The 25439-nt window shown below is 59.7% G+C and carries 20 protein-coding genes; 5 read left to right on the top strand and 15 right to left on the bottom strand.

Annotated features, from left to right (window positions below; translation table 11 throughout):
• Positions 1-35: 35 nt before the first annotated feature.
• From VWY34_RS12560 to VWY34_RS12545, 4 genes are read right to left on the bottom strand one after another with little or no spacing between them, the layout of a single operon-like run.
• Positions 36-1190 carry an ABC transporter permease gene (locus VWY34_RS12560; protein ID WP_416545498.1) on the bottom strand — a complete coding sequence of 385 codons (1155 nt, stop codon included), beginning with the start codon at positions 1188-1190 and terminating at the stop codon, positions 36-38.
• Positions 1187-2215 (bottom strand): ABC transporter permease, encoded by a 1029-nt coding sequence (locus VWY34_RS12555; RefSeq protein ID WP_340544391.1) that lies wholly within the window; start codon positions 2213-2215, stop codon positions 1187-1189. Before VWY34_RS12555 ends, VWY34_RS12560 begins: the two co-directional genes overlap by 4 nt.
• Positions 2216-2229: 14 nt before the next feature.
• Positions 2230-4173, bottom strand: a complete 1944-nt coding sequence (locus VWY34_RS12550; RefSeq protein WP_416545496.1) for an ABC transporter substrate-binding protein — start codon at positions 4171-4173, stop codon at positions 2230-2232.
• Positions 4166-5944 (bottom strand): dipeptide ABC transporter ATP-binding protein, encoded by a 1779-nt coding sequence (locus VWY34_RS12545; protein WP_416545494.1) that lies wholly within the window; start codon positions 5942-5944, stop codon positions 4166-4168. Before VWY34_RS12545 ends, VWY34_RS12550 begins: the two co-directional genes overlap by 8 nt.
• Positions 5945-6220: 276 nt before the next feature.
• On the opposite strand from VWY34_RS12545, the gene VWY34_RS12540 reads away from it, so the two are divergent.
• From VWY34_RS12540 to VWY34_RS12530, 3 genes are all read left to right on the top strand, one after another.
• On the top strand, positions 6221-6730 hold the full coding sequence (locus tag VWY34_RS12540; protein ID WP_416545492.1) for a class I SAM-dependent methyltransferase: 510 nt from the start codon (positions 6221-6223) through the stop codon (positions 6728-6730).
• A gap of 107 nt (positions 6731-6837) precedes the next feature.
• On the top strand, positions 6838-7467 hold the full coding sequence (locus VWY34_RS12535) for a glutathione S-transferase family protein (protein WP_416545490.1): 630 nt from the start codon (positions 6838-6840) through the stop codon (positions 7465-7467).
• A 120-nt stretch (positions 7468-7587) separates the two neighbouring features.
• Positions 7588-8253: a TetR/AcrR family transcriptional regulator gene (locus tag VWY34_RS12530; RefSeq protein WP_340544397.1), complete on the top strand. Its 666-nt coding sequence runs from the start codon at positions 7588-7590 to the stop codon at positions 8251-8253.
• 9 nt (positions 8254-8262) lie between these two features.
• Here the strand turns inward: VWY34_RS12530 and VWY34_RS12525 are convergent, their stop codons facing one another.
• Positions 8263-11685 (bottom strand): indolepyruvate ferredoxin oxidoreductase family protein, encoded by a 3423-nt coding sequence (locus tag VWY34_RS12525; RefSeq protein WP_416545488.1) that lies wholly within the window; start codon positions 11683-11685, stop codon positions 8263-8265.
• A 140-nt stretch (positions 11686-11825) separates the two neighbouring features.
• On the opposite strand from VWY34_RS12525, the gene VWY34_RS12520 reads away from it, so the two are divergent.
• Positions 11826-12296: an Lrp/AsnC family transcriptional regulator gene (locus VWY34_RS12520; RefSeq protein WP_340544400.1), complete on the top strand. Its 471-nt coding sequence runs from the start codon at positions 11826-11828 to the stop codon at positions 12294-12296.
• 45 nt (positions 12297-12341) lie between these two features.
• On the opposite strand, the gene VWY34_RS12515 is transcribed toward VWY34_RS12520, so the two are convergent.
• Entirely contained in the window at positions 12342-12734 is a 393-nt protein-coding gene (locus VWY34_RS12515; protein ID WP_340544401.1) for a DUF3307 domain-containing protein, read from the bottom strand.
• A gap of 292 nt (positions 12735-13026) precedes the next feature.
• On the opposite strand from VWY34_RS12515, the gene VWY34_RS12510 reads away from it, so the two are divergent.
• Positions 13027-15984 (top strand): ABC transporter transmembrane domain-containing protein, encoded by a 2958-nt coding sequence (locus VWY34_RS12510; RefSeq protein WP_416545648.1) that lies wholly within the window; start codon positions 13027-13029, stop codon positions 15982-15984.
• Positions 15985-16084: 100 nt separating this feature from the next.
• Here VWY34_RS12510 and VWY34_RS12505 read toward each other — a convergent pair whose 3' ends face one another.
• The 9 genes from VWY34_RS12505 to VWY34_RS12465 form a co-directional block, all read right to left on the bottom strand.
• Positions 16085-17317, bottom strand: coding sequence for a mandelate racemase/muconate lactonizing enzyme family protein (locus tag VWY34_RS12505; RefSeq protein WP_416536505.1), 1233 nt, complete (start codon positions 17315-17317; stop codon positions 16085-16087).
• 27 nt (positions 17318-17344) lie between these two features.
• A complete protein-coding gene (locus VWY34_RS12500; protein WP_416536506.1) occupies positions 17345-18436 on the bottom strand; it encodes a zinc-binding dehydrogenase in 1092 nt (363 codons plus the stop codon).
• Between the two features lie 139 nt (positions 18437-18575).
• On the bottom strand, positions 18576-19925 hold the full coding sequence (locus tag VWY34_RS12495) for a class-II fumarase/aspartase family protein (protein ID WP_416545486.1): 1350 nt from the start codon (positions 19923-19925) through the stop codon (positions 18576-18578).
• The gene (locus VWY34_RS12490) at positions 19925-20647 is read right to left on the bottom strand and encodes an alpha/beta fold hydrolase (RefSeq protein WP_416545485.1); all 723 of its coding nucleotides are present in this window, start codon (positions 20645-20647) and stop codon (positions 19925-19927) included. Before VWY34_RS12490 ends, VWY34_RS12495 begins: the two co-directional genes overlap by 1 nt.
• A complete protein-coding gene (gene pcaD / locus VWY34_RS12485) occupies positions 20640-21431 on the bottom strand; it encodes a 3-oxoadipate enol-lactonase (protein ID WP_416545483.1) in 792 nt (263 codons plus the stop codon). Before pcaD ends, VWY34_RS12490 begins: the two co-directional genes overlap by 8 nt.
• 96 nt (positions 21432-21527) lie before the next feature.
• The gene (locus VWY34_RS12480) at positions 21528-22730 is read right to left on the bottom strand and encodes an endonuclease/exonuclease/phosphatase family protein (protein ID WP_416545481.1); all 1203 of its coding nucleotides are present in this window, start codon (positions 22728-22730) and stop codon (positions 21528-21530) included.
• Positions 22731-22782: 52 nt separating this feature from the next.
• On the bottom strand, positions 22783-23757 hold the full coding sequence (locus tag VWY34_RS12475; RefSeq protein ID WP_416545479.1) for a threonine ammonia-lyase: 975 nt from the start codon (positions 23755-23757) through the stop codon (positions 22783-22785).
• Positions 23754-24626: an alpha/beta fold hydrolase gene (locus VWY34_RS12470; protein ID WP_416545646.1), complete on the bottom strand. Its 873-nt coding sequence runs from the start codon at positions 24624-24626 to the stop codon at positions 23754-23756. Before VWY34_RS12470 ends, VWY34_RS12475 begins: the two co-directional genes overlap by 4 nt.
• Positions 24627-24633: 7 nt before the next feature.
• Positions 24634-25320 (bottom strand): haloacid dehalogenase type II, encoded by a 687-nt coding sequence (locus VWY34_RS12465; RefSeq protein ID WP_416545477.1) that lies wholly within the window; start codon positions 25318-25320, stop codon positions 24634-24636.
• Positions 25321-25439: the final 119 nt, after the last annotated feature.

The raw sequence follows: 25439 nt of genomic DNA, 5'->3' as shown, positions 1-25439 counted from the left end.
GCTCTCCTTTCGCGGGTCAGTTGATCACCTGGGGGTTATTGCTGGTAGGGATCCAGGCTGTCGCGCAATCCGTCGCCGAGGAAATTGAATGCAAGCACAACAATGATGATCGGAAGCATGGGAATGGCGGTCCATGGGTAAATCTCGATCGAAGCAAGATTTTGCGCGTCGTTCAGCATGACGCCCCAACTAACGGCCGGGGCGCGTAACCCGAGGCCAAGGAACGAGAGCGCCGTTTCACCAAGGATCATCGCCGGGATCGACAGGGCAGCAGAGGCGATAAGATGTGACATGAAATTCGGCAGCAGGTGTTTGCGTATCACCCGCCCCGAGGACGCTCCCATCATTTCTGCAGCGCGGACGTATTCTTCTTCGCGCAGGGACAGGAACTTCGCTCTGACGGAGCGCGCCAGTCCGGGCCAGTCAAGAATGCCCAGAATGATTGAGATGACAAAGAACACCGCGACTGGCGACCAGTTGGATGGCACAGCGGCGGAGAGCGCCAGCCACAGCGGCAGTTCAGGCAGCGAGCGCAGGATTTCGATCATCCGGTTGATCATCCAGTCCAGCTTGCCGCCGAAGTATCCCGCGAGGGAGCCAAAGAATATCCCCAGCACAAAGGAGACGGTGATGCCAATCAGACCCACGGTGAGTGACAGCTGGGCGCCATAAAGAATACGGCTGAAGACATCCCGGCCCAGCCGGTCGGATCCCCAGATAAACAGAGTTGCGCCTTCGGGGGGGCAGAACAGATGGGTGTCGGACGGGAACAGCCCGGCAATCTTGTAGGTTGCACCCTCGCAGAAGTATCGCAGCGGTTGCGGGTTTTCCAGATCTGGCTTGAAGACCCATTGAAAGGTTTCGAGATCCGCCTCCGAGGTCATCGGATAGATAAACGGCGCGCGCAGCTTGCCCTCATGGAACAGGTTTATGGATTGAGGCGGCGAGTAGATATGCTCGCTGTCGCGCTCATTCGGGCCGTAGGGCGCTATGAAGCCGATGACAGGAAGCAGCAGGTAGCAGACCAGCAGGAAGATACCCGAGGTGAGGCCCAGTTTGTGCGTTTTGAACTTGCGCCAGATCAACACCCAATTGGGGGCGTCGAGATCCTTGCGCTCCAATTCTTGCAGGGCCGTATTGGGATCATAGGGCGCGGTATCGACGTAGCGATTGTCGGGTTGGGTGCTCATCGCTTGCGCTCCTCATAGCGGATGCGGGGATCGAGCATCACCAGCAAGACATCGGAAATCATGGTCCCGATCAGGGTGAGCAGTGCGACGAACATCAAGACGAATCCGCTCAGGAACATATCTTGTGTTTTGAGTGCGGTGAGTAGGGTAGGCCCAATGGTCTGCAGGCCCAGAACAACGGAGACCAGAACCGAGCCGGAGATCATGGCTGGCAGCAGGTTGCCAATGTCCGCAACAAAGGGGTTGAAGGCCACACGCAGCGGATATTTTGTCAACATCCGGGCCGGTGCCATCCCCTTTGCTATCGCGGTTTCCACATAGGGTTTGCCGAGTTCATCCAGCATATTGGCCCGCAGCCGCTGCATCATGGCCGAGGCGCCGGAGGTTCCGATCACGAAGGTTGGCACAATCAGGTGGATCAGAATGGATTTCACCTTCTCCCATGTCATCGGCTCTCCCTCATAGGCGGGATCCATCAGGCCACCGATTGGCAGATCGAAATATTTATGCCCATAATAGAACAGGATAAGCGCCAGCAGAAAGTTCGGCGTTGCGAGCCCGAGGTATCCAACGAAGGCAGAGGTATAGTCGACCCAGGTGCGAGAGCGCGCTGCCGCCAGGACCCCCAGCGGAAGTGCAACGAGGTAGACGAACAGCACTGCTGCAACATTGACCAGAACGGTGAGCCAGAGGCTCTCGCCGACAATCTCGGCAACCGGGCGGTCAAATTCGAAAGACCAGCCAAAATTGCCCTGTATCATCCCGGAGAACCCATGCGGGCCGGGCATGAACCCCATCCAGATCATGTACTGCTGCCACAGCGGGCGATCCAGCGCATATTCCTTGCGAAGGAATTCCGCCTTGTCCACGCCGGACGACTGGCCGGAGGCTCGCAGCTCCGCGATCTGGTTGGACAGGTAGTCACCGGGGGGCAGGTTGATGATGACGAAGATCAGCACTGATACCACAAGCAGCGTCAGCAACATGGTTCCAAAGCGATAGATGGCGTAGCGCAGGATCTCCATCTGGTCGTGGTCCCTCAGCCTTTGCCGTCTTCGAAGAAGAACTCATCCGGGCGGTAGATGCCAAAATGGGCGCCCGGATCCCAGGCCCAGATGCCTTTTGTCGGCACATTGCGCAGACGATTGCTGACAACAACAGGTTGCGGGGCCGCAGCGACCAGACCGATTGCATAGACTTCATCAGCGTGGATCTTCAGCATTTCCTGCCAGACCTTGGTGCGGGTTTCGTCCGTTGTTGCGGCTTCCCAGGCGTGCCAGAGTTCCATCAGTCGCTGGGCGGGTTCGAGGTCCGGTGCCTCCCCAACGTCACCTCCGGTCTGATGGTATTGGCCCCATTTCGGCCAAGACAGAAACACCTGATCGGTCGGTGCCAGATAAGCAGGCGAAGTATAGGTTTGCGGCAGCCCGTTGTCCCAGCCATACCAGACCGAGGCCATTGTAGTGCCGGAAAACACCCGGTTGCGCAGGATGTCTCGATCAAGGGGCCGCATCACCAGTTTGACGCCAACATCGCGCCAGTCATCGGAGATGATCTGTAGCGCGTTTTCTACCTCCTGACGTTCGCCGGCGGTCTCCACGACAAGTTCCATGGGGCGGCCATCGGGCAGTTTACGGATGCCATAGCTGTCACGCTCGCTCAGCCCGGCTTGGTCCAGAAGCTGGTTTGCCAGCTCGGGGTCATATTGAGCCCAGGCCTCGCGCAGGGCGGGATCAAAGAAGGGGCTGGCCTCAAGCACCGCCATCGCCCCCGGCTTTGCCAGTTTGAAATAGAGCGCCTTGTTGATGCCGGCCCGGTTGATCGCGACAGAGAGGGCCCGGCGTACGCGCGTGTCGCGCAGAACCTGGCGCCATTGGTCGTCGTTTACGTTGAGATTTGGATAGATGGCGATCTGAGAAGCAGTTCCATTGCCCCAGAGATAGGTCTTGTAGGCGGCGCCATCGCTCTCTCCCTTGCGCAGGATCGGAATATCGCGAAAGCCAAGTCCGCGGGCTTGCAGGTCCGCTTCGCCGGCATTGGTCTTGGCGGCGACCAGGCCGCCTGCCACGATTTCCATCTCGACCGTGTCGATATAGGGCAGCTGCACGCCCTTGCTGTCGACACGATGGTAATAAGGATTGCGCACGAAGAGATGCCGGATCTTCTTGCCCGAGGTTGCATTGATCCAAGGCTGCAAAGTCGGCAATTCGTGGTTGTCGAACTTATACATATTGTCGAGCTTGTTGTGCAGGGCGGCCCAGCTCTTGACCCGGGCATAGTCCACTTCCTCAGCGAGCTTTTCGGGGTCGGCGTAATCGGCATGAAACTGTTTCAGATAGGCCGATGGGCGATAGATGAAGGGCGGGCTGGCCTGCGCAAGACTGTGCAGGAAACTGGGATTGGGGGCAGCCCATTCGTAGATGATGGTTGTTTCATCAGGAAAACTGACGGTTGGCAGCGCCCCATCCACCCGCAGATAATCCGGGGCGCCAGTAGGGTTGAGCAGCAGGTTATTGGCGACGTCTTTCCACCAGTATTCAAAATCGGCAGAGGTGAAGGGATCACCATTTGACCAGCGGTGACCCGGACGCAGTTTCAAGGTGAAGCGGCGATTATCCTCAACCTCGAAATCCAGCAGGATGTCTGGCTGTAGCTGATAGGTCTCGTCATAGCCCGCCAGTCGGGCGTAGCCGTACACCACCATCTGCCGGATGTCCTTGGACCGCGTCACCATGGTGTTGAGCGTGCCGCCCTGGACCCCGAACTGACGGCCCTTGGCTTCCAGATCGACGATCAACGGGACCTCGGGCACTCGTTCGGCGACAGGCGGCAGGTCGCCGGATTGCACCTCCTGTTCCCAAAACCCGCTTTCGATCAGTTGTGCGGGCGTGGCGACGGCCGTCGAGGCCATTGCCAGACTGAGGGCATGGGCCAGAACCGCGCCAGTTGCGAGGGTCTTCAGGGATGAGCGCAGATTAAACATGACAACGTACCTTATGTCCGGGCTCCACTTGTACCAAAGGCGGTGCCGTGATGCCGGAGAATTTGAAACGGTCTGGCCAGCTGTCGGGCGATCCGGCGCCCTGTGCTACCAATTTGAGATTGATCGGGCGCTTGATGCTCGGTTCCGGCTGCGCAGCAATCAGTGCCTTGGTGTATGGATGCTGAGGATTGTAAAACAGCGTTTCAGGCGGCGCCTGTTCTACCACCATACCACGGCGCATTACAGCGACCTCATCGGCGATGCGTGCCACCACAGCCAGGTCGTGGCTGATAAAGAGATAGGACAGTTGCTGCTGATCGCGGATGTCCTCCAGCAGTCGCAGGATCTGTTCCTGGACCGAGACGTCTAGGGCCGATGTCGGCTCATCGCAGACGATCAGCGATGGATCGAGCATCAGCGCGCGGGCGATCGACAGGCGTTGGCGCTGACCGCCCGAGAACGCATGTGGATAGCGAAGCAGCATTTCAGGTTGCAGGCCCACCAGCCGCAACATCTCTTCGGCGCGATCCCGGCGGCTGCTGCGATTGCCCAAACCGTGGATCTCCAGCGGTTCCGTCATGGCATCCTGAACACGCATCCGCGGCGACAGCGATGAATAGGGGTCCTGAAACACCATCTGGGCGGCTCGTTGAAACGCCGTCCGGCTGCTGCGGTCCATGTCATGAACAGAAATCGGTGCGGCATCTGCTGCGGGTCTGAACACGACTTCCCCGCCGGGGTCGGGGGCTTCGGCGCCAAGCGCAATACGTGCGGCTGTTGTCTTTCCCGAACCACTTTCGCCGACGATTGCCAGCGTCTTGCCGCGCGGGAGCGCTAGATTCAGCTCTTTGCAGGCATGAATAAGGGTGGGCGCAGACCAACCTTTGCCAGCCCGCAACGCGTATGTCTTGGAAATGTTGCGCAGTTCAAGGATCAGATCGTCTTGCGGCACAGGGGAGACGGGTTCTGGTGTCTCGGGGATCTGCGGGGCCGCCCTGAACAAAGCCTGAGTGTAGGGATGCGCGGGCGCGCCAAGGACAGCTTCGGCACTGCCGGATTCCATGACGCGGCCTTTGTGCATGACCACGACTTGCTCGGCCATATTGGCGACAACACCCAGATCGTGGGTCACCAGGATCATCGCCATGCCGGTATCGCGCTGGAGGTCTTTCATTAGGCCCAGTACCTGTGCCTGGGTGGTTACGTCCAGCGCCGTCGTCGGTTCGTCCGCGATCAAAAGATCAGGCTTGGCGACCATCGCCATCGCAATCATCGCGCGCTGACGCATCCCGCCGGACAGCTCAAAAGGATAGGATTTATAGGTGCGCTCAGGATCCGGGAAGCCCACCCGTTCAAAACAGGTCAAGACCTCGCGCTTGGCGGCGCTTTCGCTTTTGCCACCATGCAGCCAGAGTACTTCGGCAACCTGATTGCCGATCCTGTGCAGTGGCGAAAGAGAGCGCATCGGCTCCTGAAAGATCATTGCGATTTCATTGCCGCGAACGTCTCGCATCTGCCGCTCGCCCAGCGTGCGCAGATCCCGTTCGCCACCGCCGTTGGCGCCACGCCACAAGATCCGGCCCTGCCTGATCTGCGCGGCCTTCGGCAGGATCCGCAGGACAGCACGACAGGTCACGGTTTTGCCCGAGCCGCTTTCTCCGACAAGCGCAACGGTTTCACCTGCGGAGACGGAAAAATTCACGTCTCTCACAACCGGGTCACCCTGGCCAAATCCGATACTGAGGTTCTCGACAGACAGCAGAGGCGTCATTTAGCCTAAGCCGCCAAGCCGTTGCGGCGCTTGCATAGCGGTTCCATATCCCCTGTTTTTTTCGCCCACTGTCGCGCGCCACTGGGGCAATAGTCAAATCCCATTTCCATACCCTAAAGATTGATGCCAAAAAATTGAGTGCCCGCGAGCAGCCCAGGCTCGTGCAAAAGCGCAGAGACGCATAGCTTTCGGATGCTACACATTCGCGACAATCTCTGTCACAGCTGTCGCAACTTGCGGCCTTAGTGCTGCCACGGTCATCTAAGGGAGAATGTCATGAACGCGCAGAATACCACCACACGGCTTGATCTGTTTATCGACCGGATGGTGTCGCAGCGGGCCTGTCTGGATGCGGCTATTGTGCAGACCGCGGGCCGGACAGAGCCGGTGTTTGAACTGGGGTTAGGCAATGGCCGTACCTTTCACCACATGCGCGAACGCATTCGTGATCGTGACGTCTATGTATTCGAGCGCGCCGTCGCCTCGCATCCCGACAGCACGCCAGCGGAACATCTGACCATCCTTGGTGACGTTCGTGAAACACTGCCCGCAGCCGCAGACCGGTTTTCGGGAGGCGCCAGCCTGATCCACGCCGACCTGGGCGGGCATGACCGCGAAAAGAACGACGCCTTCGCGAGGATGATCTCGCCTCTGGTCGAGCCGCTTCTGGCGGTGGGCGGCCTTATGGTGTCCTCAGACCGGATGTATTTCGACTCGCTGGTGGAACAGCCTTTGCCAGCGGGGGCGGTTCCGGGGCGGTGTTTCATCTATTGCCGTGTGAGCTGATCCGCGCGTGTCAGCTGCGGTTGCGACGTCGGGTTTGACTGGCGCCGTGGCCTTCCGGCGACCTAGGCTGCTTGAGACGTTCCGAAACGCAGATGAGAGGCCGCACTATGATATTTTACGATTGCAGCACCGCCCCCAACCCCAGACGAGCGCGGATGTTCATCGCAGAAAAGGGGCTGGAGATCGAGACGCGCGACATTTCGATTGCAAAGGGCGAACAATTGTCTGAGGCGTTTCGGGCGGTCAATCCGCAGGCGACGCTGCCGGTTCTGGTGACGGATGACGGGCTGACCTTGACTGAGAACCTGGGGATTGCGGCCTATCTGGAGGCGCTCCACCCGGAACCGCCATTGATGGGGCGCACTCCGGCGGAAAAAGGGCAAGTCCTGATGTGGCATGCGATAGTAGAGGCGCAGGGCGGACTGCCGATCGCCGAAGCGCTGCGAAACAGCCACCCGGCCTTTGCCCACCGGGCCATTCCTGGCCCCGAAGATCATGCTCAGATTCCAGAGTTGGCAGAACGAGGTCTTGCCCGAACTGCGCGGTTTTTCGATCTGCTGGAGGCGCGCTTGCAGCAAAGCGTCTTTGTCGCTTTGGACGATCTGACCCTGGCCGATATTGCCGCCTTTGTTTTTGTCGACTTCGCCCGGGTCATCAAGATGCGTATCCCGGCAGACAATACTGCGACCCGCGCGTGGTACGATAGGATCGCCGAGCGCCCAAGCGCCCGATTGTGAGAACACTTGTAGGACCGGATGGACAGCCTGTACAAACAGCGGCAAGTTGTGCGGTCAGATCATTCGTGTCGTCTGCGGCCCGCCCGCCGAGGTTTCAATCCAAGTATTCAGAGGTCAGCCATGGCTGAAAAACCGATCCTGCACCGCGATGATCCCGAAGCCATCCCATTGGTTGGCAACGTCAAGGTCACGCGTGCAGATTGGCTGAATGTGGCGATGGATGTGCTGATTACCGACGGGGTCGAGCAGGTCAAGGTGCTTGCGCTCGCGGAACGCATGGGGGTTTCTCGGTCTTCGTTCTATTGGTATTTCAAGTCACGGCAGGATCTGTTGGACGCGCTGCTGACCAATTGGGAACAGACCAATACGGTTGGCCTGATGGGGCAGGCTGAAGCTGCGGCAGAGACCATTACCGCCGCTGTCCTGAATGTGTTTCGCTGTACGGCGAACCCGCAGTTGTTCAACACGGCTCTTGATTTCGCGATACGGGACTGGGCGCGCAGATCCGGCCATGTGCGCAATATTCTGGACATGTCGGATGCCCGCAGGATCGATGCGTTGACCTCGATGTTTCGGCGCTATGATTACCCTGAACGCGATGCAGAAACGCGGGCCAAAGTGCTCTATTACATGCAGCTGGGCTACGACATGGCGGGCCTTAATGAGCCGTACGAGCAGCGGCTCAGCATGACGGGGGCTTATCTGGAGGTCTTTACCGGCCAGTCGGCCAGCCCCGCAGAGCTGGCCGAATTTGCGGAATACGCCAAACAGTACTGGCGCCCCTGAGACGCGGTCTCACATCGCAGTGAGCAGCTTGTCGACGTCGGCCCTGGTCTTTTCGGCGGCGGCCATGCGCACCGGTCCGTATCCACGGATATCCATCGGTGCAGTCAGCACGGACAGCCATTTGTCGTGATCCTCTGCTGTATAGCGTACGGCGGCCTGCTGGAGGATGCCCTGATACCAGCTGAGCAGATCGCGGTGCAGACGTGCCTCTTCGTGATGACCGAAGGGGTTCCAGCGATGGCCTCTCAGGCGGCGTCCCTTCGCCAGAAGGCGGAGCGCCGGACGCATCCAGCCGCCGAACTGGATTTTGCGGGGGCGGCCCCGCGCATCGGTTTTGCGGCTGAGGAGCGGCGGGGCAAGGTGATAGTTCACCTTAAAGTCGCCCTCAAATTCGGTTTCGAGCTGATGCGTAAAACGATCGTCGCTCAGAAGGCGGGCCACTTCGAATTCGTCCTTGTAGGCCATCAGTTTGAACAGCGATCTTGCGGCCGCCTTGACCAGCTCTTCAGACCGATCCGCAGGAAGGGCATCGCGCAGGGTTTCCAGCTGGGCAGTATAAGATTGTGCATAGGCAACATCCTGATAGCCGGTCAGAAACGTGGCGCGGCGGTCAATCAGCTCGGCCAGGGTTTCTGCGCGCGCCACCTCTTCGGAGTAGAGATCTGACAGGCGCGCCGGATCATGAGCGAAGGCCCGCCCGATGGCCAGGGCCAGGCGGTTCTTCTCGATCGCAACACCGTTCAAGACAATAGCCTGATCAAGGGCGACGAGGCTGACCGGAACCAGTCCCTTTTGCCAGGCAAAGCCCAGCATCATGACATTGGCCAGAACGGCATCGCCAAGCAGAGTTTCTGCCGCTTCATTCGCGTTGAAGCCCGACAGGTTGTCGGCACCGATGACGCCGGCGATGGATTTTTCGCGCAGAGCGGCCATCAAGTCGGCATCACGGCGCAGGACCAGATCGCCTGTGGGCATTTCGGCGCGGTTCAGCACCATTTTCGTGCCCTCGCGATAGTGGGCTGACGCTTTCGGAGCGGAACTGACCACCACGTCGCAACCGATTACCGCATCTGCCGCATTTTGGTCGATACGCACCTGATGCAGCACGTCCGGTGCATTTGAAAGGCGGATATAGCCGAGTACGGTGCCGAACTTCTGTGCGAAGCCGGTAAAGTCCAGGACGCTGGCGCCTTTCCCTTCCAGATGCGCGGCCATAGTGATCAGAGCACCGACCGTGACGACGCCCGTACCGCCGACACCGGTCACCAGAAGATCGAATGGATCCTCCAGCGATGGCAAAGCAGGCATAGGTAGGCCAGCGGTCAGCGTACCAATGTCCAAAGCGGCAATTTCTTTCTTGCGCCGCGTTGCACGTTCCACGGTTACGAAGCTTGGGCAGAAACCATTCAGGCAGGAGAAATCCTTGTTGCAGCTTGAAAGGTTGATCTTGCGTTTTCGGCCAAAGGGGGTCTCTTTCGGCTCGACACTCAGGCAGTTGGATTCCACCGAACAATCGCCGCAGCCCTCACAAACCAGATCATTGATAAAGGCAAACCGCTTTGGATCCTCCATTGTGCCACGCTTGCGGCGGCGGCGTTTTTCGGTGGCGCAGGTCTGTTCGTAAATCAAGACGGTAACGCCGGGGATCTCCCGCAGCTCGCGTTGGACGGTGTCCATTTCGGCACGGTCGTGAAAACTGGTGCCCGCAGGGAAATCGGAGGAGGAGAACTTGCCGATCTCATCGGACACCAGCGCAATCCGGTCGACGCCTTCTGCGCGGCAGGTCTGGGCGATGCCTGAGACACTGACCGGTCCATCCACCGGCTGGCCGCCGGTCATCGCGACCGCATCATTATAGAGGATTTTATAAGTGATATTTGTGCCCGCAGCGACCGCCTGACGGATTGCCAGAGAGCCGGAGTGATACCAGGTGCCCTCGCCAAGGTTCTGGAACACATGCTTGCCGCCGTTGAATTTCGAGGCAACTGTCCAGGGCACCCCTTCGCCTCCCATCTGGGCATAACCGGCCGTGTCGCGGTCCATCCAGCTGGCCATGACATGGCAGCCAATTCCCGAGTTGGCCTTGCTGCCTTCAGGCAGTTTAGTGGAGGTGTTATGAGGGCAGCCCGAACAGAAATAGGGGGTGCGGGTGGCACCGGGGATATTCAGCAACTGAGGGGGCTTGGCGGTCAAGCTATCTGCCCGCTCCAACAGGTTTTCCGCTGGGAAGAACCGGTTCAGGCGTTCCGCCACGATCGGCACCAGCTGCAAAGGCGACAGCTCACCTGTCCAGGGGATCAGCGGGTTGCCCTGACTGTCATGTTTGCCGACCATCCGTTCCGGTTTGTCGCCTGGCCAGTCGTAGAAATATTCCTTGAACTGGCTCTCGATGATGCCGCGTTTTTCCTCGACTACCAGAACTTCCTGTTTGCCTTTTACAAAACGCAGCGCCTCGGTGCGGGCTAGGGGCCAAACCATCCCAACCTTGTAGATATCAATACCGAGACGTTTGCAGGCGGCCGCATCAAGTCCGAGCAGGCGCAGCGCCTCCATCAGGTCCAGATGTCCCTTGCCCGTGGTGACAAAGCCGAATTTTGCCTCCGGCAGATGGTAGATCCGCGTATCAATCGGATTTGCCTCGGCGAAGGCACGCACCGCACGCAGCTTGGCGTGGATCCGGGTCTCAATCTCCGGCGAGGGCAGGTCTGATCTGCGGATGTGCAGCCCGCCTGGATAATCGGGCAGTTCGGGGTAGGAGAAAGCGCGGTCCGGGCGCAGGTCCACGGAGCGTGCGCTTTCCACGGTTTCCGAGACGGCTTTGAACCCTACCCAAGTGCCCGAATAGCGCGACAGCGCAAAGCCGTATTCGCCAAACTGCAGGAATTCCCCGACATCGGCCGGGTTCAGGACCGGCATGAACCAGGACATGAAGGCCACGTCGGACTGATGTGGCATTGAGGAGCTGACGCAACCATGGTCATCGCCTGCAACGACCAGAACGCCGCCCTTCTCGGATGAGCCATAGGCGTTGCCGTGCTTCAGCGCATCGCCGGACCTGTCGACCCCCGGTCCCTTGCCATACCACATGGAGAACACGCCCTCGACCTCGCAGTGAGGGTCAAGAATGGCCTGCTGCGCGCCCAAGACGGCGGTTGCGCCCAGATCTTCGTTCACGGCGGGCATGAAGGTGATGTTATTGGCGTCCATGCGTGTGCGGGTGCGCCAGAATTCCAGATCAACGCCGCCCAGCGGAGAGCCGCGATAGCCGGATACAAAGCCTGCGGTATTCAATCCGGCCGATCTGTCGCGCCGTGCCTGATCCAGCATCACGCGCGCCAGCGCCTGGGTGCCGGTCAGAAAGACGCGGCCCGTCGTCATCTCATACCGGTCATCCAGCTGGTAACTGCGAAAATCGTGGCTGAGCTGGGTCATTGGAGTATCCCTTGCAATGATACGATCATATGCGCGAAATGATAATCCACATTGGCTGGATATTCTTGCCAGATTACCTCTGTTTTACTCCATTCATGAATGATATTTCCATGTGGTGTAAGAATTTGGATGATTTTACCATGGATGATGATCTCACCCTTGATGATCGGGACCGTCGGATCCTGACGCTGCTGCAACAGGATGCGCGGATGTCGAATGCGGATCTGGCAGAGGCGGTGGGGATGTCAGCTTCGGCGTTGTGGCGGCGGGTGCGCGCACTGGAGGAGGCGGGTGTCATTGAGCGCTATGGCGCGGTGGTGAACGCGGCGGCGATGGGGCTGGGATTTCACGCGATTGTCCATGTGCAGCTGACCCGTCACGACCGCGAAAAGCTGGCGGACTTCATCAAGGCGGTTGAGACCAGCCGTCTGGTTCAGGAATGCTATGCCACCACGGGGCAGTCGGATTACCACCTGCGGGTATTGGCGCCTGATCTTGACGCCTACAATCGGTTTCTTGAGGAGTTTCTGTTCCGCCTGCCTGCGGTTGCCAGTGCGCAAACAAACGTGGTGCTGCGGACCATCAAGCGCGACGAACCTGTCACGCGCTGAGCTTTGTCCCGGGCGCCGACAGCTTAGGTCGCGCTGCTTCGGCTTTCAGCCGAAACTGACATGCGCCCAGGCAGCTGCCATCGCAAGATAGGTGAGTTGGTGTAAGGCCTGGTCGGTGCCCATCGCGCGCCAGTAGACAGCCATATTCGGTGCCAGTTCCTTGCGTTTGGAATAGCAGGCCTTGCAATAGTCGATGTTGAAATGTGCCACCCATTCCAGCGCGCAGATGATCAAGATGAAGCCAACCGGAGCGCCCATGATAACAAAGGCTATAATGGATCCCATCACATGCACGCCCGCATGTTGTGCCCGTCCGGCATGCAGATATTCACCACGACCCGAGAGCATCTTGGGTGTTTGCAGGTAGAAATCCGCAAACATGTGTTTGATCTGAAGCAGGCAAAGCAATCCCAACAGGGATGCGAGGTGGTCTGTCAAAGCAATGGCCCCGTTTTGTGTCGCGCGCTGAAAGCTTACGTATTTTTTCGAAACAGGCAAATGGCCTGTGGCACTAATCGCCACGACGCTCCGTCATCTGGATAGGCTTTGGGCAAGGTCAGCTGGATTGAACCGGACGACACGGCGTGTGACGTCCGTCTTGCCATTGCCTGCAACTGGCAATCCGGGCTAGGCATATCGGGATCAGTTTCCGTAACATTTTCCATTTCGGAGCCGTCCCATAGAACGCACTCTTTTTCGGTTTATCTGGAACTACTCAAAGCGCGACCAACTGGTTCTGTTGGTGGTCACGGCCTGCCTGTTTCCACTTCTCTATCTCACTCTGGAACTGCCAAAACGCATCATCAACGATGCTATCGGGGCGCAGAGCTCCACGATTGACCTGCTTGGGTACGAGTTGAACCAGCTGCATTATCTCTGGCTTCTCTGCGGTGGATTTCTTCTGGCGGTTCTCGCGCATGGTCTGCTGAAAATGCGCATCAACACGATGAAGGGGGTTCTGGCCGAGCGGATGCTGCGGCGGTTCCGCTATCGGTTGATCTCGCGTGTTGTGCGGTTCCCACAGCCGTATTTCGAGCGGGTAAGCCAGGGCGAACTGGTGTCTATGATCACCTCGGAAAGTGAGCCGATGGGGGGGTTGATGGGGGATGCGGTCAGCCAGCCGGTGCTACAGGCCGGTCAGATGCTGACGATCCTCTATTTTCTGTTCATGCAGAGTGTCTGGTTCGGTCTGGCGGCGGTTGCGCTAATTCCCTTGCAGGGCTGGTTGATCCCGATGTTGCAGCGGCAAATCAACCTGTTGAACAAGAAGCGTATTCATCAGATCCGCGCTTTGGCCTCCGAGATCGGCGAAAGCGCCGCTGGCGCATCTACCCTACGTCTGAACGGCGGTTGGCGTTACCGGATGGCTGTGATCACGGATCGGCTCGGATGGCTCTATGACATCCGGTTTGCGATCTATCAGAAAAAATTCTTCATGAAGTTTCTCAACAACTTCATTACCCAGCTGACACCGTTCCTGTTCTATGCAGTTGGCGGCTATCTGGTGCTTGAAGGCAAGGTCTCGCTCGGTGCACTGGTTGCAGCCCTTGCCGCCTACAAGGACTTGGCATCGCCCTGGAAGGAACTTCTGGCCTATTACAACCAGACGCAGGATATGGCGTTGCGCTGGGATGTGATCCTGGAGCGATTTGACCCGCCCGGCATGGTCGATGAGGCCTTGATGACGGGCGCGCCCGAGGATTTGAAACGGCTTCGGGGCGATATCGTCGTGGAGGGGGTCAACGTCCGCGATGCGGATGGCAATCTTGTTCTGGAAGATCTCAATGCCCGCTTCCCGGCAGGCAAGGTGATCGGGGTTGCCGCGCCCTCGGAGGAGGATCGCCGTGCGTTGGCGGGATTGTTGACCCGCGAATTGCTGCCTTCGGCAGGCAAGGTCTGTATCGATGACCAGAACATGCGTGACATTCATCAGGCGGTGATCGCCGCCCGCATCGGTCATGCCACGTCCCGCCCGGTGCTGTTTCAGGGCTCTTTTGGCGACAATGTGATGATGCCGATCAGGCAGCGGCCGCTTGGTACCGCGCAGGACCTGCGGCGCTATGATGTCGCGCAGCGTGCGGGTAACAGCCCAGATCCACTGGACGCCTCCTGGCTGGACCCGAGCCTGGCCGGGTTCTCCAGCGAGGCGGAGCTGCGCGACTGGTGGCTGCGGTTGGTGTCGGGGATCGGGTCCGATACCGCCCTGTTCCGTCGTGGCGTCGAACAGCGTTTTGATGCCAAGAGTCATTCAGAATTGGCGCTTCAGCTGGTCGAACTGCGACCAAAGGTGCAGCAGGCGGTTACCAAGGCGGGCCTGGAACAATACGTGCACTTTCTGGCGTCCGATCGGTACAATCCGGCCCTGCCGGTGGCGGAGAACCTTCTATATGCAACCACGCAAGCGCGGATCACCGAAGACGTCCTGAGGCAACAGAATGATTTTCTGGATCAACTCAGGGCACTCGATCTTGACGTCGATCTCGTCGCGCTCAGCCGTGACGTGGTGGAAATGCTGCGGCAGATCTTTGGCATTGACGGTACCGATCATCCGCTCTTTCGCAAGCTTGGGCTGGAGGCTTCGGCCTATGAGGGGGCGCTGGCGCTGGTCGACAAGACCCGGAACGATGGCGTCTCTACGCTGAGCCATGGAGAACTTGCGCGGTTACTTATCGTGCCTTTCAGCATCTCTGCCGAGCAAATCGGTGCTGCGTTCAGTGATGAGATAGAAGAGCGCATTCTTGCGTTCCGCCAAAGCCACTCCAAGCAATTGATGGCGACGCTGGGTGATATTTTCGAGCCGCTTGATGAGGCGGCCTTTGCTCCGGGTCTGACGGTGCTCGAGAATGCCCTGTTCGGCAAGATCTCCGATAGCGCCGGCGGGCGAGCCGAGGAAGTGCAGAAGCTGGTCTCAGAGGTTCTTGTCGAGAACGGCGTGCGTGATCGGGTTGTTGAGCTGATTTTTGATCTGCCGATTGCGATAGGCGGGCAGGGGCTTGCAGCCAGCTTTGCCGAGCCGCTTGCCTTCTCACGCGCTTCGATCAAGCGCCCGGATATCCTGATCCTAGACACTGCAATGGCGAGCTACGATCTGGATACACGCATCGCCATTCACAAGAACCTGCGCCATCTTTTGCCAGAGACGACGCTGATCTATCTGGGCAGCAGTTTTGAAAGCCCGGATGTCTTCGACAGTTATTATGAGCTTCGCCAGGGCCGGTTGGTGAGTGACACCCCCGCTGCGGATGCGGTCAGTGATGGTGCGGGCAGTGCTGATCTTGCACGGAAACTACGGGCGCTTGAGCAAACTGAGCTGTTCTCCGAGCTCAACCGTCGCCAGCTCCGGCTTCTTGCCTTTGGGGCGCGCTGGTATACCGCCAAGGCTGGTGACACGGTGTTTCTCAAGGACGATGAAGCGAGTGACGGCGCTTATATGATTCTGGAGGGCGAAGCGGGCCTATATCTGCCGCAGGAAGGTGATGACAGCCGTCTCGTAGCCAAGGTCGGTGCCGGTCGTCTGGTTGGCGAACTGGGATTGATCCGGAAGGAACCCAGGGCGCTGAGCATGATTGCCGAAAGCGAGCTGACGTGTTTGCGGATCGGTGAGGAGGAGTTCCTTGCAGTTGTCGAAAACGATGCCGCAACGGCTTTCAAACTGTTGCAGGTGGTTGCTGGCTACGTGTCGAGCTAGCGCGGCCGAGACTTGTGGCAGGGCACGCGCAGGCCGGATGGTCAGACAGGCGGCGCGCATGCGCGACAGGTTCGAAATCCTACTGCGACGGGTAGTTCTGTTATTTGGTTTTGGGCGGCGCGCCGCCGACAAAACTGTTACCATCGGCGTAGTTGCAGGGGGCATCCTGCATATTGAGGTGCAAATCGTCTCCCTCGAATGGATGGGCGCGGGCGAGATCTTCGTCTACCTCGATACCAAGGCCGGGGGCGTCCGAGGGGATGACGAACCCAGCTTCGATCGTGATGCTCTGCTTGATCAACGACATGTGGAACGGCGTTTCAATGGTCTCGATCATCAGAAGGTTGGGGATCGACGCCGCCAACTGGATATTGGCAGCCCACTCCACCGGACCGGCGTAGAGATGCGGGGCCATTTGGGCACCAAAAACCTCGGCGATGGCCGCAATCTTCTTGACCTCCCAGATGCCGCCTGCCCGCCCCAATGCCGGTTGCAGGATTTCGGCCGCGCCAGCGCGCAGCACAGCGGCAAACTCCGCCTTGGTGGTCAGTCGTTCTCCGGTGGCAACGGGAATGCGCACCCGTTCAGCGACACGGGCCATATCCGCGACCAAATCGGGGGGTGTCGGCTCCTCGAACCATAAGGGGCTATAGGGTTCAAGAGCCTGCCCCAACCGAATGGCGCCGGCGGGCGTGAACTGGCCATGGGTTCCGAACAGTAGGTCGGCACGATCTCCCACAGCCTCACGGATCGCTCGGCAGAAGGCGACGGATTTCGTGATGTCAGATTGCGCCGGCATATGCCCGCCGCGCATCGTATAGGGACCGGCGGGGTCGAATTTGATCGCTGTATATCCGTTCTCCACAGCTACAATGGCGGATTCAGCTGCCAGCTCGGGGCTGTTCCAGAACGCATCCATGTCGTGATGGGGTTGCGGATAGAGATAAGTATAGGCGCGCAGCCGCTCGTTCATTCGCCCGCCGATAAGTGCGTGAACCGGACGATTGCGATCCTTTCCGAGAATGTCCCAACAGGCGATTTCCAGTCCTGAGAATGCGCCCATGACGCTGAGGTCGGGCCGCTGGGTGAAACCTGACGAGTACGCCCGTCGGAACATCCATTCGATGTTTTCTGGCGATTGTCCCAGCATGTGGCGGTCAAATACATCACGGATCACGTGGCTCATCGCGTCTGGGCCGATCGAGGCCGCGTAGCATTCGCCCCAGCCGATGATGCCGGTATCGGTGGTCAGTTTGACGAGGATCCAATAGCGCCCTCCCCAGCCGGGCGCGGGTGGGGCTGTGACGATGATGTCGAGGTCTTGCAGTTTCATGTCATTTCCCCGTGGCTACTGAACGGTTTATTGGTCGAAAACGATGATGTTGCGGCGCGCCGAGCCCGTCTTGGTGTCTGCGATCGCTGCATTGATCTCTTCAAGCCGCCACCGGCCGGAGATCAGCTCGTCCAGCTTCAAACGTCCTTGTTTGTAGAGGTCTACCATCCATGGAATATCGCGCTGGATAACGACGTCGCCCATTTTCGACCCGATCATGCCCTGACCGATAGCCGCCATGATCACGGGTTCGTAGCTGGCTTTCGCGCCGGAATGGGGCATGCCGATCATTACCATGCGCCCACCGACACCGAGATACCTTGTGGCCTGATCGTAGGCGGGGATCGCACCAACGGTGACCAGGACGACATCTGCACCGCGACCGCCAAGCGCTTTGTAGGCGGCCTTCCAAGGGGCATCCAGACTGCCGAGAACCGTATGGGTGGCCCCGAACTCTTCGGCAATGGCCAGCTTATCCTCGCTGAGGTCGACAGCGACGATGCGGCGGGCGCCGGCGATGCGGGCGCCCTGAATCGCATTGAGGCCGACACCGCCTGCACCAATCACCACAACATCCTGGCCTGCGCGCAGCTGGGCGGCGTTCACCGCAGCGCCGACACCGGTGATCACGCCGCAGGACAGAAGTGCGGCAACGTCTTTACCCAGATCTGCCGGAATTTTCACAATCTGGCGTTGGTCAACCACCACCCGTTCTGCAAATGCACCGCAGGCCATGGCCTGCATCAGGGGGGAACCTGCAAGGGTTTTCAGCGGGCCATTGATAGCATCATAGGGGGTCTCGCACAGCGTTGGAGCGCCCCCTGCACAGCTAGGACAGCTGCCGCAGGAGCGGATCAGGGTCACGACCACGCTATCGCCTTCGGCGAAGCCATGAACATGCTCGCCAACTGCGCTGATCACGCCGGCAGCCTCGTGACCATAGACAGCGGGCAGGAAACCACCCCAGGCACCCTCCGCATAGGAGATATCACTGTGGCAGATCGCGACGGCATCCAGTTTGACCTCCACTTCACCGCTACGCGGCGCGGCAAGCTGGACATCCTCGATCACAAGCGGGCTGCCGAACTGATGGCATACGGCTGCTTTAACGATAGGCATGTCGCGTCTCTCCCCTTTTAGTGGTCACGGTGGACCGGGGGAAGCGAGCCCGCAAGCCCGAAACCGTCTGTGACGCGTCGTATCTTGAAGACGAATTGGCGCAGGGGGCAGGGAAACGGTTGCGCCGATCACCGCCGGGTCAGGAGGGATTTCGTCTGGCTTGCAGGGCGGTGACGCTTTTCGCAAATTGCTGTGCCTCTTCCGGGGCAGAGCCAAGTTGCCGTGCTGCGTCAAAGATCGCGGTGTGATCAAGCTCTGGATAATGCGCGACCGTGATCTCCTGCAACGACTTTCCGTCTTGGGCGGCCTTGGCACAGAGCTCCTTGACCATCGCCTGCGCCTCACCGCGCCGCATATGCTCAGCCAGAGCAAAGCTCAACGCTTCGGCATGAATGGTACCGTTGGCAGCGTTCAGATTGTGCCGCATGCGGTCGACATCCGGTGTTAGACCCCGGGTGATGGAATTGGCAATCCGCACGGCACTGGCGGCGCAGAAAATGGTCTGCGGCAGGCTAAACCATTCGCCGAGCCAGCTTGTCCCGTCCCGTTGGTGCTGATGGCCAGCAGAATGATGCAGGGCCGAGAGCTGGGCGTTTGCCTGCGACGTCAGCGCAACCAATGCGGAGGCGCCTACCGGGTTTTGCTTCTGTGGCATTGTGGATGAGGCGCCGCGACTGCTGATCGCAATCTCATCAATACCACTCTGACGGAGGGCGAGGCAGTCAGTACCCAGTTTGCCCAATGCAACGCAGACTCGGGTAAACCAATCGGCAATACGCAAGACCGGCGTGCGGTCGGTATGCCAGCTGCGACCCGGATCGGCGAGCGACAGACCGGCGGCCAGTTCTGCGCGCAGCTCCGCAACCCGGGGGCCAAGCGCGCCAGAGGTGCCCGCGGCGCCTGAAAGTGACACCAGCAGACAGCTGTCGCGCAACCTTGGCAATTCGTCCAACAGCCCAAGCAGGGGCTGTCCCCAGGCGGCCACGACAGCGCCAAAACTTGTTGGCGTGGCCAGCTGGCCGTAGGTGCGTGCGGCCATCGGCAGGCTGGCATGGGCTTCAGCCAAATCGGAGAGCTGGGCCAGCAGCGCCATCAGATCCCCTTCCACCGCCGCAAGCGCCTGTCGCAGGCGTAGCATCAGCGCGCTGTCCATGATGTCCTGCGAGGTTGCGCCCCAATGAACATACTGTGCATGTTCCGGCGCGCTCATCTCGCTCCGCAGCGCTGCGACCAGACCTGGAACCGGCACGCCGTTCTGCCCAGCCGCGGCAGCCAGTGCCCCAGGATCAAGAGCGACCTCCATCACGGCGCGTCCGATCGCGGCGGCGCTGTCTTCGGGGATAATGCCGACTTTGCCCTGCGCCTTCGCTAGCGCACCTTCGACCAGCAGCATGGCACGGATTTCAGCACTGTCTGAAAATAGCCGGGAGACATCTCCGGCAGGAAAAAGCGCGGCATAGAGCTGACTGTCAAAAAGAGAAGCGGCCATCAGAGATCTTTCACTATGGTTGCCATCACCGTTGCCAGTTGATCGGGCGCGGCAAAGAACGGCGAATGTGACGTGTCGAGATTTTTTATCCGATCAGTGGGCCAATCCGCCACCATTTCTGCCTGATATTCTGGCGGGATGACGCGATCTTGGGTGCATCGAATATAGGCTTTTGGTGTCGCGGCCCATTGTGGACCCAGTTTCACGGGCGTGTCTTGCGGCCTGATCGGCTGCGGTGCCAGTCGCGACAGCGCATAGTCCACCACTGACCTCGGGCAATCGTGGTATAGCAGATCCGGTGCGGCTTCGGGGTCGAAACAGTAGCTTTGCCCGTCCGCGGTTTTCAAAACCTTGCCGATGAGCGGTTGGCTTGGGCCGCGTTTGCGCATGTCGATCATCGACAGGCCATTCTGGGGGACATAGGCGCAAAGGTAAATCAATCCACGCAGCGGTGGGCCGATATCGGCTGCGGCTGAAATCGGGTAGCCGGCCCAGGAATGGCCCACAACGATAGTCTCTGATCGCGCGGCGTCGCGGACAGCGGCTACGGTTTCCTCCAAAGTGACAGCGACTGGATCGCACCACCGCGCGTTGCCGCCTATACGAGGGCCGGGAAGGTCGATGGTTCGTGCGTTGATCCCGCGTGCTTCCAGTTGAGGCAGGACGTCGCGCCAGCACCACGAACCGTGGCAGGAGCCGTGGACCAGCAGCAGATCAGTCAATATGCCCGAGCTCCCTCAGGAAGGTCACCAAACGGTCGGCAAAGATATCGGGCTGTTCGACACAGGGAAGATGTCCGGCGCGGCGGATCAGCTCGAACCTTGATCCGGGGATTAAATCCACCGTTTCGCGAACCAGATCTGCCGGCGTTGCACCATCATCCGATCCCGCGATGCCCAAGGTTGGCAGGCGCAGGCCGCTGGTTGGGGTGTAAAAATCAGTTCCGGCGATGGCCGCGCAGCAGCCGATATAGCCTTCGACCGATTGCCCAAGCAGCTGGGCGCGCCAATGGGCCAGCTCAGGGGACCTGTAGAAGGCCGGAGCAAACCAGTTCTGCATGATCGTGTCGGCGACCGCATCAAGCCCATCCTGCTTGATCGCATCAATGCGCTGTTGCCATTTGGCGGGGGTGCCAATCTTGGCCGCCGTATTCGAGAGCACCAGTCCGCGTATCAGATCCAGCCGCTTGACGGCCAGCCCCTGCGCGATCATCCCGCCGATCGATAAGCCAACAAAAATACAGTCCCTCACCCCAAGATGATCCAGCAGGCGCTCGGCATCGCGCACCAGAGCGCCCATCGAATAGGGAGCGGGCGTGGCCGACGTGCCGCCATGGCCGCGCAGGTCATAGCGAATGATGCGCAGCGACGGCGGCAATCGCGTCACCACGTCGTCCCAGACATGCAGATCGGTGCCGAGTGAATTGGCGAACACCAGCGTCGGGCCGTCAGGCGTTCCATCCAATTGATAGTTCACCCGGATGTCACCCAGATCTGCAAGCGGCATGGAACTCCTCCTGAGCTTATTCGATGCGCTTCCCTAGCCTGCGTGTTTCAGGACGTAAACCCGATCCGAGCACCGCCATGCGGCTGGATCGCGGCTCTATTCGGCAGTCTCGAGCCGCATATGGGCCATGATTTGCCCATGGTCGGAGGCCAGCTTGTTATAAGGCGCTTCGGGGTGGCTGCCATCAGTAAGGTGGTCGTTGAAGACGCTGAAATATTGCATTTCGCCGATGGCCCCTGTCCATTCGGGATCAAAATGGCGGGACATATAGATCTGATCGATGCTCTGGTGCACGCCTCCGAATGTGGTGGTGTATACCACGTCACGGAGAGATTTCTTGAGAAACAGCTTTTCCGCCGAACGCAGGCGAACGCGGTCGATCATCTCCCGGATCTGACGGTCTTCGTCCGGGTTGTAGCGATCTCCCGAGTGGCGAGCGTCATGCCGCAGCATCCAGGAGTAGTTGCGAAACGGTGTCTCGCCGCTGATGATTTCAGAGCTGACAGCATCCTCGCCATCATTGAAGTCTCCCAGGACCATGACCGGCCGGTCCTGTTCCAGCTCGTCCAGGATGGCGCGGCGCAGAACCCAGGCCTCGGCCATACGCCGCAGAGCTGCCCGCAACGCGCCCATGGCCCGCCCACTGGCATCATAAGCCGTGAGCACGGTTTCGGGCGCATAAGGCGCCCCAAGTGGTGTTATGAACTCGCCCAGTTTCGATTTCAGGTGGCAGTTGAATACGCTGATGATCTGGTTCGCGACGGGAATGCGGGCCTTCATGATCGGTCGAGACAGCCGTCGCAGCGTGTAGTAGCCCGCGTCATCCTCGCCGCCCAGGCAGGCCATCGGGATATCCAGCGGCAGCGGCAGGTCCTGAATAATCTCGACCGGTTCCACAAAACCTGTACGTGACAGAATCGCGAGACCGGGGCGACGCTTGCCCGGAGTGTCGTGGTCATTCGTATTGGCAGCATAGGCCAGCTTGGCATCGGTATAGGGCGTGTAGACGAGTTTGCGGAATATGGCCTTGCGGTGATAGCGTTTGGAGCGATCGGGCAGGGTCGCGGCGTTTACCTGTTTTCCACGCCGATCGGTTTCGGCGACCACCTCGCGCAGCGTCGCCTCATCGAAGATTTCCTGAAACCCCACGATATCGGCATCGAGCGTCAGCAGCTGATCGGCCAACCAATCGGATTTCCAAGCATATTCCTCGGGAGTGTAGCTTTGAAACCTGTAGTATTCTTGATCGGGACCGATCAGGTTCTTCACATTGAAGGAGGCGATAGTGAACTCGGTCATAGGGGCACTCCAGGGGCGAAGAGCACCGGATCGACCGGCGCGAGTGTGAAGCCTATCCGAACTTTTGTAGCGCTTCGGCAAAAATGGCGGGGTCGACATTACCACCGGTCGCAATGGCAATCGCGCTCGATCCGTTGAGGTGGTCTGCGTGAAACAATGCTGCCGCCAGCGAGACAGCACCGCCAGGCTCCAGCACGATTTTGAGCCTCGAATAGGCCAGCGCCATGGCGTGCATGGCCTCGTCTTCGCTGACAGCAATTCCGGAACCGCAGAGCCGTGACAGGATCGGGAAGGTGATTTCGCCGGGTGCAGGCGTGAGAATAGCGTCACAGAGTGAGCCGGCCGTGGTGTCATTGCGACAGATCCGCCCGGCGGCCAGTGACCTGGCAACGTCATCGAACCCCTGCGGTTCACAGGGGCGAACCCGCATTTTTGGCGCAGCGTGTTCCAGCGCCAAGGCAACCCCCGAAGTCAAACCACCACCGCCGCAGCAGACCAGAACATCCGCCTCGGTCACGTCTTGTTCAGCAGCCTGTCGGGCGATTTCCAGACCAACTGTGCCCTGACCGGCGATGACCTCGTCGTCGTCGTAGGGCTTGATCAGGGTGAGGCCGCGAGTCTCTGCCAGCTCTGCCCCAATGGCATCACGATTATCGGTGGCGCGGTTGAACAGCACCACCTCTGCGCCGAGCGCACGGGTGTTGGCGATCTTAATTCTTGGGGCGTCCTGCGGCATCAGGATCACGGCGGGTGTGCCATGGGCGGCCGCCGCTGCGGCCACACCCTGCGCATGATTGCCACTTGAATAAGCAAGCACGCCTTTCTTGCGCTGATCCTGGCTGAGCGCAGACAGCGCGGCCCAGCCCCCCCGGAACTTGAACGATCCGGTATGTTGCAGGCACTCGGCCTTGACCAGTACCCGGCGACCCGCGATGTCGTCCAGAAAGGGGGAGGAGAGCAACGGCGTTTCGCGGGCGTGGCCCCGCAGGCGCTCCGCAGCGGCACTGATTGCGGCAAAGGATGTCATTGGGCGACCTCGAGAATTCGGTGGATAAGGGCAAGCGCCTTGGGTTCGTCCAGAAACGGGACATGGCCGCGATCCGGCACTTCCATGGCGATCAGGTCCGGCAGACGGCGCTGCATGTTCTCGTAGGTCTCAGCCGTCAGAATGTCGGAGTTCGCGCCGCGGATCACGCCGCAGGGCAGACCTTCAAGTGATTGAAACAATGGCCAGAGATCCGGCGCTGGCCCCGCTGCAGCCTGCGCCAAGAGAGCTTCACGCAACCGGGCGTCATAGCGCAGCGCCAAACCCGTCCGGGTCTGCGTGTAAAAAACCTCGGCTTCTTCGCGCCAGCGTGTCATCGGCACATCGGGAAACGCTGGCGCCATATGGGTCGCAAGCGCCGAGGCGGCTTCTTCGTGGGTTTTGGCTGCCGGACGATATCCGACATAGGCCATAATCCGGGTGATCCCATCTGCCGGAATTTCTGGCCCGACATCGTTCAGGATCACACCGGCCAATCGCTCCTTGTGCAGAGCGGCCAGTGCCATCGCCACCAACCCGCCGCGCGAGGTGCCGAGCAGCGTCACGCGATCAATGCCCAGATGGTCCAGCAGCTCGATCACATCCTGCGCCTCGCGCGGGACCGAATAGCTATGGATATCGTCTGCATATTGAGACCGGCCCCGACCCCGGGCGTCCAGGGTGATCAGGCGATGGCCATGAATATGCGGCCGCAGGTAGCGAAAGTCCTGCCCGTCGCGTGTGAGCCCTGCCAGGCACAATAGGGGTGGGCGGGAAATGGCTGTTGTCTGGGGGCCGAAGTCTGGATCGTCATAGGCCAGCTCCAGCCCGTCAGAGCTGGTAAAATATGAGAGTGCGCGTGGCGTGTTCAGCACGGGTTTATCCCCCCGCCAGGTCAGGGATACTGGCCAGATTCCTCAGCACGTGATGCGGCCTCCACGGCAGGCGATCCATAGGTTCACCACTTCGGTTCACCCAAGCCGTGGTAAACCCGTATCCCGCCGCACCGGCAGCGTCCCAGCCGTTGGAGGACACGAAAAGCACTTCATCGCGCTGGCAGCCAAAGCGTTTGCCGACAAGGTCATAGACCTTCGGGTCCGGTTTAAAGACACCAACGCTTTCGACAGAGAGCACATCGTCCAGCAGGTCGCCGACCCCTGCGGATTGAACGGCTCCGTCCAGCATCTCGGGTGATCCGTTGGAGAGGATTGCGGTCTGCAGGCCCGCAGTCTTGAGGGCGCGCAGCATCTGCGGAACCTCATCATAGGCCTGAAGCTGCCAGTAGAGATCCAGCAGGCGCTTTCGCAGCTGCGGGTCACCGCTCAGGCCGGTGGCCTCCATGGCCCAATCCAACCCGTCCTGGGTGACCTGCCAGAAATCGGCATGTGAGTTTGTGATTACACGCAGCCAAGTGTATTGTAGCTGCTTCAGCCGCCAGTGGTTGGCCAGCTCTGCCCAATGGTCGATCAGATGCGGAAACTCCGGCTCACCTGCAGCTTGCCGTGCGGCCGCTGTCACATCGAACAATGTGCCATAGGCATCAAAGATACAGGTGCTGATTGCCATGGGGCCTCCGGTTCGATGTCCTGCGGTTGTCCCAGCCTAGGCGCAAACGGGGCGCAAATTCCAGCCACAATCATCTCCCGCCGCTCTGCTGACGCCCGGGCACGGTGCGACCGGGGCTG

Origin of the sequence: Phaeobacter sp. JH20_02, assembly GCF_048056915.1 — a bacterium.
Classification (GTDB): Bacteria; Pseudomonadota; Alphaproteobacteria; order Rhodobacterales; family Rhodobacteraceae; genus Phaeobacter; species Phaeobacter bryozoorum.
Note: the sequence above shows the minus strand (reverse complement) of the source record. Positions and strands in the feature narration are given on the sequence as shown.